Here is a 17045-nt window from a genome sequence, read left to right as displayed (position 1 = left end):
AAGAAGCCATAAGGTTTTCTGACTACAAGTTGGGATGCTTTCAGCTTATCCAAAACTCAGGTTAACTTAATCAATTCTACGGCATCTTTACCATCGATCGCATCTAAATAAACTTTTACTTTTTCCTCTTTAGCGGTAGGTAGAGCTTTGCCGATAAAGTCAGGGTGAATAGGTACTTGTCGATGACCTCGATCAACTAAAACTAACAATTTAATAATTTCTGGTCTGCCATACTCTGTAACAGCGTTTAAAGCGGCTCTAATGGTTCTTCCCTTATAAATCACATCATCCACCAAAATTACGGTTTTACCCGTCAAATCAAAGGGTATTTCGGTCTTCTGAGGCGTTCTGGTTTTGATTTGGTCTAAATCATCTCGAAAGAAAGTTATATCTAGCGCACCAACTGCCACCTTAACTTGTTCAATCATTTCTATCTGATTGGCTAATAGATAAGCCAAAGGAACACCCCTTGTATAAATACCCAAGAGGACAACTTGAGATAAGTCTGGTGCTTCCTCGACTATTTGTGAAGCTAAACGAATTAAAGTACGACGTATTTCGTCTGCTGAAAGTATTTCTATTATTTGACGAGCCATTATTTAGATAGATTACATTTGAGTGTATAGATTAAGACGTAAATAAGTGTTCGGGGTTCGGGGTTCGGAGTTAAACTTAACATATAAGTGGCCCCACTTAATTAAACGTAAAATAGGCTCAGTTAGTAGTGAGGGCTTCAGCCCTTATTTCCAGAACCTTTTAAACCCCTAAAGGGGTAACTACAAACTTTCTTTTATTTAATTGAATCTACTTATTATAAATTGAAATAATCAAGAATTAAAAATTAACCGTTCTTCATTTTCCATCCTCACTAATACCTCTACACCCAAAATTAGGATCAACATTGACTGAGCTATGGATTCTCATTGTCATCTATCGACTTGTTTTCCGTTTCTTCTACTGCTAGATTTTCATTTTCATTTAGTAATTGATTTTCCGTTTCCCCTATTGACGAATTCTCATTTTTTTCACTGGATTGATTTTCTATTCCTTCCACCGAGACGAGAACTACAGTTATATTATCTGAACCTCCCCCGTCTTTTGCGTTTTGAATGAGAGTTTTAGCCGCCTGTTCTAGGTTTTCTAGTTCTTGTAAAGATTTGTTAATCAAATCATCGGGTACTTCTTCGGTTAAGCCATCACTACAAAGCAAGAAGCGATCGCCGTTTTGGACATCATCCATTTTTTGTATATCAATACCTTCGTATAAGTCTCTACGTCCTAAACACTGAGAAAGAACGTGTCTCCAAGGATGATATTTTGCATCTTCAGGGGTAATTTCTCCAGCCCGAATCGCTTGAGAGATCCAAGTATGATCGAGGGTAATTTGATTCAATTCCCCATTACGCCAACGGTAAAGGCGGGAATCCCCCACGTGGGCTCGCCATGTTTCATCTTCTCTAAAGACAACTAACACAAGAGTTGTTCCCATGTCCGCCCTTTCAGGATGAAGCACTTGATCTTCTAAAATGCCTTCATTTGCTTGATAAATTGACTTTTCGATTAAATCATAAGAGTCGATGGGTGCATCCCAATTGGCTTCTAGGTATTCTCTAATGACTTCTACTGCAATGCGACTGGCTTCTTCTCCTCCGGCATGACCTCCCATACCATCAGCAAGGATAAAAAAACGTCCTTCGGGGTCTGTATAGTGGTTATCTTGGTTGTAGGGTCTAACTAACCCCGGATCAGTTAACCCAATAGATGTACATTTCATACGGTCAATTAATTGATACTAATATTTATAGTTTACGGTCTAATCTATCTAATTGTCTCAATAAACGGAACAAAGATACAGAGGGAAAAATACTTAAAACAAAAACTGCGATCGCAATTTGCCATAAGCCGTTAACAATTAGTATCGTAGCAGATAAAATTAAAGCTCCCACAAATAGACTATAATTAGTAGCCATCTGCATCCCTGCAATACGTCGCAAAAGGCGATCTGACTCTTGGGAACGAACTCTAATGCGTATATCTCCCCGTTCTAATTTTTCGATGGCATCTTCTAAGCGTCGGGGTAAACCTAAAGCAGTATTGCTTACTTGCACTGCCTGACGACTTAATTCATCAAACAATGACTTACCACCATCATTACTAAATTCTGACATAATTTGTAAAGCGAAAGGTTGTGCTACTTCCATAAAGTTAAATTCTGGATCTAATCCCTTGCCCACTCCCTCTAAAGTAGAAAAAGCTCTCATCACAAAAGTAAAAGTAGCGGGAAAGCGGAAGGGTTGATCATAAGCGATTTCAAATAAATCCTCGCTAATTTGATTGATGGATTGTTCCTCGAAAGGCTTATCCATGAAGTTATCTAACATGAACTGAATTGACCTGCGCACAGGACCGGGATCATCTGTAACAGATAAAGCCTCTAAATCCACCAACGCAGAAACGACGCGATCGGCATTTTTTTCGGTAATCCCGAATAACATCTCAATCAACTTTTCTTTGACATTGGTTTTAATATGCCCCATCATACCGAAATCATAAAAGATTAAAGCACCATCGGGAGCTACAGCTAAATTACCCGGATGAGGATCAGCATGGAAGAAACCATCATTCAACAACTGCTGTAAATAGGCTTTTGCCCCTAATCTTGCCAAAATTTTGCGATCGAGTCCTGCCGCTTCAAGAGCTTCATAATGGCTAATTTTAATCCCCGGCATATACTCCAAAGTTAGAACTCGAGGAGAAGTATAACGCCAATAAACTTTAGGAACATTAACCCAATTCACCCCCCGAAAATTACGGCGAAAAGTATCTGCATTGCGCCCCTCATTCAAATAATCTGTTTCTAGCCAAAGAATACGACTACATTCTTCATAAATCCCTAACCAGTCTCTACCCTTACCCCAACGGGGATGATTTTGAAAATAGCGGGTAATTTGCTTAAGAATCCCTAAATCAATAGTAAATAATTGGGGTAATCCGGGGCGTTGAATTTTGATTACCACTTCTTCCCCTGATTTTAACTGTGCCTTATGTACCTGTCCCAAACTAGCCGCCGCCAGAGGAGTAGGATCAACACTGAGAAATAAATCCTCTAAAGGCTTACCTAAATCTTTCTCAATAATCGATCGCACCTGTTCAAAACTAAAGGCTGGAACTCGATCCTGTAACTTAGACAGCTCGTCCACATACTCGATGGGAAAAATATCTGCACGGGTAGAGAACAATTGACCTACCTTAATAAAAGTAGGACCTAACTCCAGTAAATTTTCTCTAATCCATGCCGCTTGAATACGACGACGGGCGCTTCTTTTTTCCTCAGTATAACCATTAACATAAGTCCATTTTTTACTGTTACGCCATAGTTTAAACAAAAGGATTAACACAAAAGTCCAAATATCAATACGACGACGCAAACGGGAATAATTACTACGATTCCAACGATAAGTTTTTTTCCCTTTTTCTAATTTAGGCTTCACATTAACAGAAGCAAAATCGGGGCTAGATTGTAAGTATTTTTCTGTATTAGAGTAAGCTGAAGACACTGATTGTTATTTTATGAAAGTTTTACTAAAAAAATATATTGACTTTATTTTCAATCTTAAAAGAAACCAGAAAAAATTATATTTAGAACAAATCCAGAGACAAATATATTATTAATCCCTAAAACTTGCCCATCGAATATTTTTTCCTAAGAATCTTCATTATTTTGACGATAATTATTTAATTCTGCCTTTAAACGAGCAATTTCCGCCCTTAGTTCATCTAATAACTCTTGTAAATCCACCTCTGTATTAGCTTCTACTGTAATAGTGGTATCAGTATTACTAGATTGTTGTTTTGCCTTCTCTGCTCTGGCTTTGACTTCTTGGGCAAACTCTTGTAATCTCTGCCTAGTCTCCGCATCAAACTTACCAATATCACTGAGAATATGAGTTAGACTATCTTCTGCTTTTTCGGTTAAAACCTCAGTTAAGGCTTTGCTGAGATAATAAAAATCATTAATTGGGTTAGTCATTGGTAATGTTAATATTTCTTAATGGTTTTTAACAAATTATATCTGAGATTTTCAGATTCCGTTGAGATTATTTTGAACTATTCTCTCCTGAGTTGGATTTATCCGCCATTCTTTAAGATCAATGTACCTTTTTGTACCTGAGTTCGATATAAAATTGTTGAGTGGTGGTAGGGAAAAAGGAAAACCCCTATGTGTCTTCCCTTAAAAGGGGTAGAAGGGGAACAGGGAACAGTATTTATACTTACATAACCTCAGTTCGGTTTAAGAATATCGAATAAGAGTAGGTGTCAGGTTTCAGGTTTCAGGTGTTGGGGTGATGAGGAGATAAGGGGAGAGGGGGAAGTAGGGGCGAAGGGCCATTCGCCCGTACAGGAGTTAGGAGTTCAGAGTTTTTAATTCTTAATTTTTAATTTTTAATTCTTAATTATCAACTATTCACTATTCACTAATTGCCTTGTCTTAATTACTAATTACTAATTTTTAATTACCCCCTGTCCAAAGCAAAAACTATCAGTTAAACTGTTACATTTGTTTATGGAAAGTACGATTAATTACGTCTAACTGCTGTTCACGGGTTAGTTTAATGAAGTTGACGGCATAACCTGATACACGAATGGTTAATTGAGGATATTGTTCAGGATGATCCATCGCATCAAGGAGAGTTTCTCGGTTAAATACGTTAACATTGATATGATGTCCTGTATCGTGGAAATAACCATCTAACATCCCTGCAAGGTTATTGATTCTCGCTTCAGGAGTTTTACCCAATGCGTCGGGAATGATAGAGAAAGTATAGGAAATACCGTCTTGGGCATCTTCATAGGGTAACTTAGCAATGGAAGCCATAGATGCGATCGCACCTTTGGTATCTCTGCCGTGCATGGGATTCGCACCGGGAGCAAATGGTTCACCTGCCTTACGTCCATCGGGAGTGCTACCTGTTTTTTTGCCATAGACTACATTAGAAGTAATAGTCAAAATGGATTGAGTGGGAGTGGCATTACGATAGGCTTTGTTACGGCGTACTTTGTTCATAAAATCACTAACTAAGTTTATCGCAATCTCATCGGAGCGATCGTCGTTGTTACCAAATTTGGGATAATCTCCCTCTACTTCATAATCTACCGCTAAACCTTGTTCATTGCGAATCACTTTGACCCGACTATATTTTATCGCCGATAAAGCATCCGCTACCACCGACAACCCAGCCATACCACAAGCCATTGTCCGATAAACGTCGCGATCGTGTAAAGCCATTTCGATGCGTTCATAGCTATACTTATCGTGCATATAATGAATCACATTGAGGGTGTTAACGTAGAGTTTAGCTAACCATGTTACCAATAAATCAAACTTAGCACTTACTTCGTCATAATCTAGGTAATCCCCTGTAATTGGTGCATAAGGAGGTGCAACTTGCATCCCAGTATTTTCATCTTTACCGCCATTGATAGCATAAAGTAAGGCTTTGGCTAGATTAACCCGTGCGCCGAAAAACTGCATCTGTTTACCGATTCTCATGGCAGAAACGCAACAAGCAATACCATAGTCATCCCCGTATTCAGGACGCATTAAATCATCATTTTCGTATTGAATAGAACTAGAGTCAATGGACACTTTCGCACAATAACGTTTAAATGCGATGGGCAATTTTTCTGACCATAAAACCGTTAAATTTGGTTCTGGGGCAGGACCTAGATTATACAATGTATGCAAGAAACGGAAACTGCTTTTAGTAACTAAAGGACGACCATCTTCTCCCATACCGCCGATTACTTCCGTAACCCAAACGGGATCTCCAGAAAAAAGCTGATTGTATTCTGGTGCGCGTAGAAAACGAACCATACGCAATTTAATTACAAATTGATCAATCAACTCTTGGGCTTCTGCTTCGGTTATTAGACCTTTTGCCAAATCTCTGACTATGTAAATATCAAGGAAAGTGGAAGTACGACCGAGAGACATCGCCGCCCCATTTTGTTCTTTAATTGCCGCTAAATAGCCAAAATAAGTCCATTGGATAGCTTCTTGGGCGGTAGTAGCGGGTTTCGAGATGTCAAAACCGTAGCTTTGTGCCATTTCCTTTAGTTCATTTAAGGCTTTAATCTGCTCGAAAATTTCTTCTCTTAAACGAATGGTATCTTCATCCATGAAATCATATTCGAGGGAAAGTAGTTGATTTTGTTTATCTTGAATGAGAAAATCAACACCGTATAAAGCTACTCGACGATAATCACCGATAATTCTACCTCTACCATAAGCATCAGGTAAACCAGTAATAATTCCTGATTTACGAGCTTTTTTCATTTCGGTAGTGTAAGCAGAAAATACGCCATCATTATGAGTTTTACGATACTTAGTGAATATATCACGAGTTTCAGGATCAATATCATAACCGTATGCTTTTAATGAACCTTCTACGACTCTGATACCGCCAAAGGGCATAATAGACCGTTTTAAGGGCTTATCGGTTTGTAAACCAACAATTTTTTCTAAATCTTTATTAACGTAACCTGCAGGATAGGCGGTGATGGTGGAGGGAATTTTGGTTTCTGTGTCTAAAATACCTTTTTCCCGCTCTTCTTTCATCAATAGTTTTACTTCTGTCCAAAGGTTATTAGTGCAGGAGGTAGCATCTGTTAAAAAAGATTCATCACCTGTGTAGGGAGTATAATTTTTCTGAATAAAATCTCGAACATTAACCTCTTTTGTCCATTTACCTGTTTTGAATCCTTGCCAGGGTTGAGTTGAAAATTCTTCTCTAGCGTGGTCTGTAGGTTTATCTGTAAGGTGAACCATACTTTTTTACCTCGCAAAATATTTGGTTAATAATTTATTTTTCCTTACTTATTATTATAAACTAAATTGGCTTATTAACTAATGAAAAAAATATTTTTTTATTTGCTAAAGATTATATTTATTTACCAAAAATAATGTTGAAATTAATTAGTCTGTTATATTTTTTTACATATTATTTCTTTATAGTAAAAAATCTCTTGATTTCTTAGGAATAGTTGCTAGATAAAAGTCTCCCTTGATTTTTGTTGTATATTAATCAATTCTTCTTAACAAGAATAAAAATATAATGTGTTTTCCCCTATACAATTTTCTAAGTTCGATTACAAATTAATAACGGCTAAGTAACTATATTTCTTTAATATTTTTTTTGGAATATTACTAAAACTTTATAAAAGTTAATTTTTTATCAATATTGTAAATTTTTATCAATATTTTCTCATTTTTTATCTTCTCCTTGATTAATGGATTTGCAGAGAATAAACAAGGGGCTTAAGCCTGTCAATCAGCTAAGATGGAGTTAAATTAACCTCAGTTCTGTTTAAGAATATCCCATAAGATTAGGTGTCAGGTGTCAGGTGTTGGGGATAGGGGGATGAGGGGATGAGGTGATGAGGGGAGAGGGTGAGAGGGAGAAGTAGGGGCTTAGGGTGGTAGGGGTTGAATATATTCAACCCTTACAAGAAATTTCTTTTTTATCTTAACTCCGAACTCAAATGATTACCCTTTTCGCCATCACTCATAGATAAAATTTATCTCGAACTCAGGTTATTAATAGTCAAGTTTAAGAAAACCATTCTGAGCCGATTCCTCTTGCCATCATGGAAGCCATTAAGGGAATTAAGGTAAATCCCACTAACTCAAAGGCAATAATTCCCTTTAATATTTTATATTTGTTGAGACTTATTTCGGGGGCTTTATCTTCTAGTAAAGATTTAACCCAAAGAATAAAAGAAATGGTAGGGTATAAAGACACAGTACCAACAATGAAATAAAGAGCTATTTTTGCCCAAAATACTGGTTGGTGCATATAGTAAGCGGTATCTTTCGCAAAATATAAAACTCTTAAGATTCCAGTGATTAAGATGACTACTGCGGCGGCACCATAGGCACTATCTGCCCAAACTATACGCCATGCTTCTTTTGTTGTTAATTTTTCTTTGAGGGTCAAAAATTCGATCGCCAAGGATGCAAAAATAACTCCTATACTTAGATAATGAAAATAGGCTGTAATGGCACTAGCCCACATAATTAACTCCTGATTAATAATTTACGAGAATAACAGTATTAATTTTATCCCAGTATCGTTATCCTTTTTTCTGTTTGTTAGGACTAGCTAATCTTTTCTCCACTCAGAATAAAAATAGGTGCGATCGCAGCAAAAACTTGACTTAATCCTCTTTTTTCTAATCTATTAATAGAAGATTGAACTACCTCAATATTACAAGCTCTTAATTCAGCTAATCCTTCAGAAATTTGATAGAGGTTTTCCAAATTACTTGCCGTTGCCACTAACCTTCCTCCTTCAGGTAAATAACCCCAACAAGAAGTTAAAATGTTTTTGATTGATTTGCCGCCACCAATACAGATGCGATCGGGTTTTTCTGGTAAAGTATCGAAACAATCTGGAGCATTTCCTTCTACCACTTCCACATTTTCCACCTCAAAACGCCGACAATTTTGCCGTATTAAACCTGCTACCTCTGGATCTCTTTCTATGGCGATAATTTTTGTATTTGGGCATAATAAGCCTATTTCAATGGAAATTGTCCCTGTACCTGCACCTATATCCCAAATAACTGATTTTTCTTCTAATCTTAACCCAGATAAAATTAGTAACCTTACCTCTCTTTTTGTCATAGGAATACCCGGGAGGCGATCGAATAATTCATCAGGAATACCAGGAGTTTTATATTGCCACATATTGTTAAATAACCTCAGTTCAACATCGTAATTGTAAATTTGGCGGAATAAATAAGTAATCTGAGTTCGGGATAAATTTTCACTCATCGGAGTGATGGCGAAAAGGGTAATGGTAAATAGTGTTGGGGTGTTGGGGTGTTGGGGTGAATAATTAATCATTAATAACTCCGAACACTCATTACTCATTACTCGTTACTTATTACTTTCTTCAACACCTGCAACCTGAAACCTGACACCTGACACCTACTCTTATCCGATATTCTTAAACCGAACTGAGGTTAAGTAATGAGTTGGGATAAGGGTTGATGAGGGAAGTATCCAGAAGCAATTCTTAATGATTACACTGTTTAAGAGTTCTATCTTTTAGACCTTTGTGTCCAAACACTAGAAATCAAAATAAAGCACATCAGAAAATAGATAGTTGTTACAACTCCATTCAAATATAGTAAACGCACCGCCCAAATATCAGAAGTGATATTGCCTCCCATCCATAAACTACCATAAACTATCAGCCAAATTAATCCCCACTTTAAAGATAAACGAGCGGTTTTTTTTTCTTTCTGTTCTAAATTAGATTTATAGTTTAAATTGACTAAAGACCAAATAGGTCCAAACAATGGCATTAGATAAAGAGATAGTTGGAATTTGTCTAATTTATCTTGAGGATCTTCTTTCATAGATTAATTAAAATGATAGAATCTATAGGGTTAAGGGAAAACGCCAAGATTAAAAACAAGGTTTAAACAGGAATATCTAAAATCTTTTCAATGCCCTTTGCATTTCTCTTTGATCTTCCCTACGTTTAATGGTTTCTCTTTTATCATGAAGTTTTTTCCCTTTACCTAGCCCTAAACTAACTTTAACCCATTCTCCTCTCAAATACATCTTTAACGGAACTAAAGTTAAACCTTTTTCCTGTAATGCACCAATTAACTTATTAATTTCTTTTTTATGTAATAACAATTTGCGATCGCGCTTTGGTTCATGATTAAAATATTTACCAGTGGTATCATAAGGAGAAATATGCACATTAGTTAACCAAGCCTCCCCATTACGAATTAAAGCATAACCATCTCTTAAATTGACTCTTCCTGCCCTAATAGACTTAACTTCCGTACCCACTAATTGGACTCCTGCCTCATAAGTCTCTAAAATCTCATATAAATATCTTGCCTGACGATTATCACTAATTATCTTCACTTTGTCACTCATTTAATAACCTTCTATCACATCTTTTTATCGACAATCCTTTCATTCTAACAAAATTGGCAAAACCTTGAACCGATTGGAATATTATGCTAAGACTGATTAAACTTTTCTGACTTTAATCTTCTAAACTCGTGGTTTTATAAAAGAAATATAAAGAAGTCAAACCTGACATCTTTTATCGAACTGAGGTAATGAGGAATTTTTTTCCTCTAGTAAATTAATCTTGTTAAACAACTATAATCTAAATAGTCATGATAGCTTTTATAAATTTCAAAGCTCGGTAATTTAACTTTAAAACTAGGGGGAATAATAAATTGATGAATAGGGTAATTTTTTCTTATATTAACAATATCATAATAAATTTTTTCCCATTTACTTAAGCACCTTAAAAATAATTGGAACTGGGAATATAAGTTTTCATACTTGTCCACTAGAGCAATATACTGGAATATTTTAGCAATATTGATAAGTTTAGTATCATCGTCTTCTTTGATCTTAATAACTTTATTAGCAATTTCAATTAAAAAATCTCCCTCTGATTTTGCAAATAATAAAAATGGTTTAATATCTTCAATCATTCCATTTTTTGTTTCTTCAATAAAATTACTAAGTCTCGTAAAATTATCCCAGTTAGTTAAATTGTTTACTCTGAGTAAATCGAGAAAATATAAAAGATTTTCTACTTCAGATATAGAAATAAAATAAGCTAAATATTTGTCTATTATTTTTATTTCCCTTGTTTCTTTGAATTGGCATTTAAAACTATAGTGGAGTTTAATTAACTTTTCTTGAAAAATCAATTTATGATGATTTTCCTTGATTAGATCATATACGGAATCATAAAATGCGAGTAAAGATGGTTGGTTATATTTCTTCTCAATTTTGGTGATAGATCTTAAGTTATCTAGGTTATTAAGAATAATCTTAAAAAACTCTTTTCCAACTAGAAAATAATGCTTTTTGGTTTGACAATATTTTTGAAAATAGCCTTCTAAACGAGCATAAATTAGAAAGTCTGAATGGGTAAATTTTTGATTAAATAATGCTTTTAATGTAACACTAACGCTTTCTAGTTTTTCAAGATGATAGTCATGTAAAGAGATTATTTCTGGACAGATATGAGTACGAGAATATTGTTTAAAGAGGTAGTCAACAAGAGGTTTATCACCGACGAGAGGACGATTCCACCAAGGCTTATCGGCTTTTCTTCCTATGGTTAATTCTATACTCATTTTTTTGTCCCCCATAGTTAACTACAACACCTCCTTTACTTCCTATCATAATGTCTTTTTTTGCTTAATTAATCAGTATATTTATGGATTTTCACAAAATATTTATAAATAAATGTAACTTTGTCTAGTTGTTTATTTTCTCTTTTTAGAAATACTTAAATATTTTTATTTAGTTATTTATAGTTACGTGATTAAGGAGAACTTGTAAGTTTAAAAAATATTACAAACTATCATCTCATTGCTTAAACTTTGGTAGGCTTTTAGCAGTTAACATGAAAAATAAAGCAATCATGCCTTAATAAGTCCTGAGTTCAGAATAAATTTTCATCAATGAGTGAATAGTTAATAGTTAATAGTGAATAGTTGATAATTACTCATTACTCATTACTCCCCTAAACCTGAAACCTACCCTTATCCGATACTTTTAAATCGAACTGAGATTAATAAAAGGTTTAATATAGCTTGAAATTTATAGATAAAAACATGGTTAATATTTTTTCTGACATCGACTTTAATACCCTCAAAAATAATCCTGATTTTAAAGAAGATAGTGTGCGAGAAGTAATTATTTTACCCCTCTTAAAAAGTCTTGGTTATACAGAAAAAAATATCATTCGTAGCAAAACTTTACAGCATCCTTTTCTTAAAGTTGGTAGTAAAAAACGCAAAATTAATTTAATCCCTGATTATTTGCTAAAAATTGAAAATAATTATGCTTGGGTATTGGATGCTAAAGCCCCGAGTGAGAATATTAAAGAAGGTGAGCATATTGAGCAAGTTTATAGTTATGCCATTCATCCTGAAGTGAGAAGTATTTATTTTGCTCTATGCAATGGCGTTGAATTTAGTTTGTTTAAAACTTCTGGTTATGATACTCCTATTTTATATTTTTTTCTCGATGAATTTGATTATTATTCTGATAAGTTAGCTCAATTTTTGTCTTTAAATAGTTTTCAAGTCGGTAAAAATTTCCAATACTTCCCCCCTTCTCAAGGGGGGATAAAGGGGGGTTTTTCTTCTCAAGAAACGTTTTACCCTCACCCCCAACCCCTCTCCCACAGGCGAGGGGAGAAAGAGAATTTTGATTACTTAAATCGCCCTTTATTAAGTGAAATTATCCCGAAAAAACAATCGGCAAAAAGACATTTTGGGGTGCATGGTTATTTCACCAAACAAGTTTGGAATGTGGTGGCATAATATATCAAAAATTTTAGTCAACCCAATGATACTATTCTTGATCCTTTTGGTGGTAGTGGTGTCACCGCCGTTGAGGCTTTAATGAATAATAGAAAAGCGATACATATAGACATTAATCCTCTGGCTATTTTTCTGGTTAACTCTCTCATTTCTCCCGTTAATTTTGATGAGTTAAATGAGGCTTTTAATCGGGTAAAATCTGCCTATCAAAAAAACGAACCAACTACCCCAGAAGAGATTAAAAAAGCCCTTAAACAATATCCTTATCCTCAAGGTTTTAAACTGCCTAAAGGTTCGGATGTTGATACCATAGAAAAGTTATTTAGTGATAAACAATTAGCTCAATTAGCCTTTTTAAAATATCTCATAAATAAAGAGAAGAATAAAAATATTCGAGATACTTTAATGTTAATGTTTTCTGGACTTTTAACTAAAGTAAATCTAACTTATCATAACAACTCAAAAAGACCAGCACCGGGTCAAGAGAATTCATCAGTTTTTCAATATTATCGTTATAGAATTGCCCCTAAACCTACAGATTTAGACTTAATAACTTACTTTGAATTGAGATTTAAAAAAGTAATTTCAGCTAAAAAGGAGATGGAATATTTTATCAATGAAAAAACCATTTCTAATGCTCAAATTGTCAAAGCATCGGCGACAGATTTAAGTTTTATACCTAATGAAAGTATAGATTATATTTACACTGATCCACCTTACGGCAAAAAAATTCCCTACCTAGATTTATCCACTATGTGGAATGGTTGGCTAGATTTAGAAGTCACTGAAAATGACTATAATTTAGAAGCTATTGAGGGAGGAGAAAAGCAAAAATCGAAGGATGAATATAACGAATTAATCGCTAAAAGTATCAAGGAAATGTATCGAGTGTTAAAATTTGACAGGTGGTTATCTTTTGTATTCGCCCATAAAGATCCCGAATTTTGGCATTTAATCATCGATACGGCGGAAAGTTGCGGTTTTGAATATCGAGGGGCAGTAGCACAAAAAAATGGTCAAACTAGCTTCAAAAAACGCCAAAATCCTTTTACTGTGTTATCTGGGCAATTAATCATAAATTTTTGTAAAGTGCGTACTCCTAAAGCGATTATGAAGGCTAATTTAGGAATGGATATAGCAGAAATTGTTATCCAAACTATTGAGGGAGTAATTGCTAAAAATGATGGGGCGACTCTTGAGCAAATTAACGATGAATTAATTATTAAGGGTTTAGAATTAGGCTTTTTAGATTTATTAAAAAAAGAATATTCAGATTTAACACCGATATTATTAGATAATTTTGACTATGATGAGAAAACAGAATTATTTACTCTTAAAAAGGATACTAAATTCAAGTCTCATATAGATGTAAAATTGAGAATTAAGTATTATTTAATCAGTTATTTAAGACGTATGGAAAGGGAAAATAAAACTACGACTTTTGATGAAATTGTATTAAATATTTTACCTTTATTAAAAAATGGTACAACTCCTGAAAATCAGACAATTTTAACAGTATTAGAAGATATAGGGGAGAGAGTGGGGGAAAACCATTGGAAATTGAAAGGAGAAGGACAATTAAGCCTATTTTAACCTCAATTTAATTAAGCATAAACAAAATTAATTATGAATAAAGAATAGTTTTAAGCGTCAATAATTTCAATTGGATATAAAAATGATACTTTCAGGATTAGAAATGATTTTTACTGCTTCATTGCTAAGAGTTGGATTATCCGTTAACCACCATAAAAGAGTATGGGTATCTAAAAGATAACTCATTCATCAACCCCTGTAAAACTATTGATTATTGATTCAGGAAGGGTATCAAAATCCTCAGCCATGGTTACTTTTCCTTTCCAATAACCTGGTTTTCGAGGTTCAGAATTGGCAGTATAGGGAATTATTTTAACGAGGGGTTTTCCTGCTTTGGAAATAATTACATCTTCTCCTTGTAAAACTGCTTCTATCAATTTCGATAATTGACTTTTGGCTTGTTGAATATTAGTTATTTTCATACTTAAATTTATTATAAAAATTTTAAAATGATGTAATATTTACTTAAAATTATCAAATAGCTGAAGTTTCAAAAGCCATAGTTGATAATTAAGAAATTAAAAACCCCCAACTCCTATACGGGCGAATGGCCATTCGCTCCTACTTCTCCCTCTCTCCTCATCACCTCATCCCCTTATCCCCCTATCCCCAACACCGTAAGGGTTGAATATATTCAACCCCTACAACCTGACACCTACTCTTATCCGATATTCTTAAACCGAACTGAGGTTAATTATCAAAATTATCAATGATAGCTTGGGCAAATTCAGAACATTTTAACGGTGGTTCTACGGGAGGAGTCATCATTCTGGCTAAATCGTAGGTAACTTGACGAGATGCGATCGCACGACTGATACCATTACGAATTAAATCGGCGGCTTCCTGCCATCCCATAAACTCTAACATCATTACCCCAGAAAGAATAACTGAACCCGGGTTGATGCGATCGAGTCCTGCGTGTTTCGGGGCTGTTCCATGGGTAGCTTCAAAAATAGCACAGTTGTCACCAATATTAGCACCCGGTCCCATGCCTAAACCACCCACAATGGCGGCGGCGGCATCAGAGAGATAATCCCCGTTTAAGTTCATGGTGGCTAAAATAGAATATTCATCAGGGCGAGTTTGAATCTGTTGGAAGATACTATCAGCGATGCGATCGTTTATCATGATTTTATCTTGCCATTGTCCATTACCATGGGTATCCCAAATCGTATTTAATACTGATTCTACTTCCTTTTTAATAGTTTCTTTTTTCTCAGGGGTGAGAGAATCATAACCCGGTTCAATTTGACGGGCGTTATCTTCTATGGAAATATCGGGATTAGCTTCTTTATTACTTAAAATCCAAGACTCCCTTTCAGTGACACATTCTGCACGAAATTCAGTAGTTGCTAACTCATAACCCCAATCACGAAAAGCCCCTTCTGTGTATTTCATGATATTACCTTTGTGAACCAAAGTCACCATTTGCTTATGTTTTGGTAATCTAAGGGCATTTTGAATGGCACGACGCACCAACCGTTGAGAACCTTTTTTAGAAATAGGTTTGATACCAATACCAGCATCAAGGGGAATTTGTTTGTTTTTAAACTCAGCAGTAGCGGGGATTAATTCTTCATTGAGGAGAGAAATTAGCTTTGCACCGACTTCTGAACCTTGTTTCCATTCAATGCCAAGATAAATATCTTCTGTATTTTCCCGATAGACTATTACATCTAATTTTTCAGGACTTTTATGGGGAGATGGTGTACCTTCATAATAACGACAAGGGCGCACACAAGCATAAAGATCGAAAATTTGTCTTAAAGCCACATTTAAAGAGCGAATCCCGCCACCCACAGGAGTGGTTAAAGGACCTTTTATCGCAATACCATATTCTCTAATAGCAGTTAAAGTATCTTCAGGGAGGTATTGATAAGTACCATATTTTTCACAAGCCTCATCCCCCGCATAAATTTTAAACCAATTTATTTTACGTTTGCCACCATAAGCCTTTTCTACTGCGGCATTAATCACTTTTTCAGTAGCAGGCCAAATATCCACTCCTGTACCATCTCCTCTAATGAAGGGAATAATAGGATCATCAGGTACAATAGGTTGTCCATTATCAAATTTTATTTTACTTCCAACTTCAGGGGGAGTTAATTTTTCAAACATATTCAATTAATTTACAGTCTATTTTTTTTACAACTATATAATGGTACGGCAAAACTATTCTTTAAGGGGGTAAATGTACGAAGAAGTTAATGGATTTTCTTCCAAATTACTCTGAAAACAAAAATAAGATAAAGCAAAAATGTAATTAGATTCTGCACAACTAAAATTTATGAGGATAGATTATGATTCCTAACAAAAATCAAATAAATATTTCTCATCACGCCATTAGTCAATTATGTCAAAAATATCATATTAAAAAACTAGCTCTTTTTGGCTCGGTATTAAGAGATGATTTTACTTCTCAAAGTGATATAGACATCTTAGTGGAATTTATTGAAGGTAAAACCCCCGGTTTTCGTTTTATCGAAATTCAAGATAAATTAACTCAATTATTAGGGCGAACTGTTGATCTAAATACTGCTCAAGATTTAAGTTGTTATTTTCGAGATGAAGTGGTAAACAATGCACAGGTGATTTATGAGAAAAACTGATATTGTACGTTTACAACACATGATAGATTCTGGAAAAAAGGCGATTTCTTTTACCCTCAATAGACAAAGAGTAGATTTAGATCAAGATGAAATGCTTACCCTTGCATTGGTACGTCTTTTGGAAATTTTAGGAGAAGCGGGAAAAAACGTTTCTGAAGCCACCAAAGCAAAATCTCCAAATATACCTTGGCGTTTAATTTGTGGTACGCGCGATCGCCTGATTCATGCCTATTTTGATATTAATCTGGATATAGTATGGGAAATTGTGAATCAAGATTTGCCTTCTCTTATTCCCCAATTAGAAAGCCTATTAAATGAAATTAAAAATAATTAATTATCTAAGCTAAACTAAGCTAAGACGCATTTAACATACCATTTTATTTGGATTATTTTGGATGTTGCGTTGATCACTTTTAAATGCAAAAATTATTTACATCTTTTTTGAGAATCAACCCT

At 34.8% G+C, this 17045-nt stretch carries 16 protein-coding genes and 1 pseudogene; 4 read left to right on the top strand and 13 right to left on the bottom strand.

Annotated features, from left to right (window positions below; translation table 11 throughout):
- Positions 1-56: 56 nt before the first annotated feature.
- The 10 genes and pseudogenes from pyrR to CYAN10605_RS09415 form a co-directional block, all read right to left on the bottom strand.
- A complete protein-coding gene (pyrR, locus tag CYAN10605_RS09460; RefSeq protein WP_015219718.1) occupies positions 57-596 on the bottom strand; it encodes a bifunctional pyr operon transcriptional regulator/uracil phosphoribosyltransferase PyrR in 540 nt (179 codons plus the stop codon).
- A gap of 452 nt (positions 597-1048) precedes the next feature.
- Positions 1049-1774, bottom strand: a pseudogene (locus CYAN10605_RS09455) (PP2C family protein-serine/threonine phosphatase); the annotation flags it as partial.
- Between the two features lie 25 nt (positions 1775-1799).
- On the bottom strand, positions 1800-3491 hold the full coding sequence (locus tag CYAN10605_RS09450; RefSeq protein WP_241212828.1) for an ABC1 kinase family protein: 1692 nt from the start codon (positions 3489-3491) through the stop codon (positions 1800-1802).
- 212 nt (positions 3492-3703) lie between these two features.
- Entirely contained in the window at positions 3704-4030 is a 327-nt protein-coding gene (locus tag CYAN10605_RS09445) for a DUF6825 family protein (RefSeq protein ID WP_015219715.1), read from the bottom strand.
- Positions 4031-4552: 522 nt separating this feature from the next.
- On the bottom strand, positions 4553-6829 hold the full coding sequence (pflB, locus tag CYAN10605_RS09440) for a formate C-acetyltransferase (protein ID WP_015219714.1): 2277 nt from the start codon (positions 6827-6829) through the stop codon (positions 4553-4555).
- 781 nt (positions 6830-7610) lie between these two features.
- The gene (locus CYAN10605_RS09435) at positions 7611-8075 is read right to left on the bottom strand and encodes a DUF2214 family protein (RefSeq protein WP_015219713.1); all 465 of its coding nucleotides are present in this window, start codon (positions 8073-8075) and stop codon (positions 7611-7613) included.
- 83 nt (positions 8076-8158) lie between these two features.
- Complete coding sequence (gene cbiT, locus CYAN10605_RS09430; protein ID WP_041922785.1) at positions 8159-8749, bottom strand: precorrin-6Y C5,15-methyltransferase subunit CbiT; 591 nt, start codon at positions 8747-8749, stop codon at positions 8159-8161.
- A 356-nt stretch (positions 8750-9105) separates the two neighbouring features.
- Positions 9106-9426: a hypothetical protein gene (locus CYAN10605_RS09425; RefSeq protein ID WP_015219711.1), complete on the bottom strand. Its 321-nt coding sequence runs from the start codon at positions 9424-9426 to the stop codon at positions 9106-9108.
- A gap of 76 nt (positions 9427-9502) precedes the next feature.
- On the bottom strand, positions 9503-9961 hold the full coding sequence (gene smpB / locus CYAN10605_RS09420; protein ID WP_015219710.1) for an SsrA-binding protein SmpB: 459 nt from the start codon (positions 9959-9961) through the stop codon (positions 9503-9505).
- 206 nt (positions 9962-10167) lie between these two features.
- Positions 10168-11190 carry a hypothetical protein gene (locus CYAN10605_RS09415; protein ID WP_015219709.1) on the bottom strand — a complete coding sequence of 341 codons (1023 nt, stop codon included), beginning with the start codon at positions 11188-11190 and terminating at the stop codon, positions 10168-10170.
- Between the two features lie 483 nt (positions 11191-11673).
- On the opposite strand from CYAN10605_RS09415, the gene CYAN10605_RS19140 reads away from it, so the two are divergent.
- Together CYAN10605_RS19140 and CYAN10605_RS09410 are read left to right on the top strand one after the other, a co-directional pair.
- Complete coding sequence (locus CYAN10605_RS19140; protein WP_241212756.1) at positions 11674-12387, top strand: type I restriction enzyme HsdR N-terminal domain-containing protein; 714 nt, start codon at positions 11674-11676, stop codon at positions 12385-12387.
- Between the two features lie 3 nt (positions 12388-12390).
- A complete protein-coding gene (locus CYAN10605_RS09410; protein ID WP_277422503.1) occupies positions 12391-13980 on the top strand; it encodes a DNA methyltransferase in 1590 nt (529 codons plus the stop codon).
- A 66-nt stretch (positions 13981-14046) separates the two neighbouring features.
- Here the strand turns inward: CYAN10605_RS09410 and CYAN10605_RS09405 are convergent, their stop codons facing one another.
- The 3 genes from CYAN10605_RS09405 to CYAN10605_RS09390 form a co-directional block, all read right to left on the bottom strand.
- On the bottom strand, positions 14047-14166 hold the full coding sequence (locus tag CYAN10605_RS09405; RefSeq protein ID WP_015219708.1) for a type II toxin-antitoxin system VapC family toxin: 120 nt from the start codon (positions 14164-14166) through the stop codon (positions 14047-14049).
- Complete coding sequence (locus CYAN10605_RS09400) at positions 14163-14402, bottom strand: type II toxin-antitoxin system Phd/YefM family antitoxin (RefSeq protein ID WP_015219707.1); 240 nt, start codon at positions 14400-14402, stop codon at positions 14163-14165. Before CYAN10605_RS09400 ends, CYAN10605_RS09405 begins: the two co-directional genes overlap by 4 nt.
- A gap of 268 nt (positions 14403-14670) precedes the next feature.
- Positions 14671-16098: an NADP-dependent isocitrate dehydrogenase gene (locus CYAN10605_RS09390; protein ID WP_015219706.1), complete on the bottom strand. Its 1428-nt coding sequence runs from the start codon at positions 16096-16098 to the stop codon at positions 14671-14673.
- A 182-nt stretch (positions 16099-16280) separates the two neighbouring features.
- On the opposite strand from CYAN10605_RS09390, the gene CYAN10605_RS09385 reads away from it, so the two are divergent.
- Together CYAN10605_RS09385 and CYAN10605_RS09380 are read left to right on the top strand one after the other, a co-directional pair.
- Positions 16281-16589 (top strand): nucleotidyltransferase family protein, encoded by a 309-nt coding sequence (locus CYAN10605_RS09385; protein ID WP_015219705.1) that lies wholly within the window; start codon positions 16281-16283, stop codon positions 16587-16589.
- Entirely contained in the window at positions 16576-16923 is a 348-nt protein-coding gene (locus CYAN10605_RS09380; RefSeq protein WP_015219704.1) for a HepT-like ribonuclease domain-containing protein, read from the top strand. Before CYAN10605_RS09385 ends, CYAN10605_RS09380 begins: the two co-directional genes overlap by 14 nt.
- Positions 16924-17045 lie beyond the last annotated feature (122 nt).

The sequence above is a fragment of the Cyanobacterium aponinum PCC 10605 genome, from assembly GCF_000317675.1.
In the GTDB taxonomy this organism is placed as follows: Bacteria; Cyanobacteriota; Cyanobacteriia; order Cyanobacteriales; family Cyanobacteriaceae; genus PCC-10605.
This window is presented reverse-complemented; position numbering and strand designations above follow the sequence as displayed.

What these genes read in the sequence shown, in the direction of transcription:
- pyrR (WP_015219718.1), bottom strand. Translation starts at nt 596, where the DNA reads ATGGCTCGTCAAATAATAGAAATACTTTCAGCAGACGAAATACGTCGT.
- CYAN10605_RS09445 (WP_015219715.1), bottom strand. Translation starts at nt 4,030, where the DNA reads ATGACTAACCCAATTAATGATTTTTATTATCTCAGCAAAGCCTTAACT.
- pflB (WP_015219714.1), bottom strand. Translation starts at nt 6,829, where the DNA reads ATGGTTCACCTTACAGATAAACCTACAGACCACGCTAGAGAAGAATTT.
- CYAN10605_RS09435 (WP_015219713.1), bottom strand. Translation starts at nt 8,075, where the DNA reads ATGTGGGCTAGTGCCATTACAGCCTATTTTCATTATCTAAGTATAGGA.
- cbiT (WP_041922785.1), bottom strand. Translation starts at nt 8,749, where the DNA reads ATGTGGCAATATAAAACTCCTGGTATTCCTGATGAATTATTCGATCGC.
- CYAN10605_RS09425 (WP_015219711.1), bottom strand. Translation starts at nt 9,426, where the DNA reads ATGAAAGAAGATCCTCAAGATAAATTAGACAAATTCCAACTATCTCTT.
- smpB (WP_015219710.1), bottom strand. Translation starts at nt 9,961, where the DNA reads ATGAGTGACAAAGTGAAGATAATTAGTGATAATCGTCAGGCAAGATAT.
- CYAN10605_RS09415 (WP_015219709.1), bottom strand. Translation starts at nt 11,190, where the DNA reads ATGAGTATAGAATTAACCATAGGAAGAAAAGCCGATAAGCCTTGGTGG.
- CYAN10605_RS19140 (WP_241212756.1), top strand. Translation starts at nt 11,674, where the DNA reads ATGGTTAATATTTTTTCTGACATCGACTTTAATACCCTCAAAAATAAT.
- CYAN10605_RS09405 (WP_015219708.1), bottom strand. Translation starts at nt 14,166, where the DNA reads ATGAGTTATCTTTTAGATACCCATACTCTTTTATGGTGGTTAACGGAT.
- CYAN10605_RS09400 (WP_015219707.1), bottom strand. Translation starts at nt 14,402, where the DNA reads ATGAAAATAACTAATATTCAACAAGCCAAAAGTCAATTATCGAAATTG.
- CYAN10605_RS09390 (WP_015219706.1), bottom strand. Translation starts at nt 16,098, where the DNA reads ATGTTTGAAAAATTAACTCCCCCTGAAGTTGGAAGTAAAATAAAATTT.
- CYAN10605_RS09385 (WP_015219705.1), top strand. Translation starts at nt 16,281, where the DNA reads ATGATTCCTAACAAAAATCAAATAAATATTTCTCATCACGCCATTAGT.
- CYAN10605_RS09380 (WP_015219704.1), top strand. Translation starts at nt 16,576, where the DNA reads ATGAGAAAAACTGATATTGTACGTTTACAACACATGATAGATTCTGGA.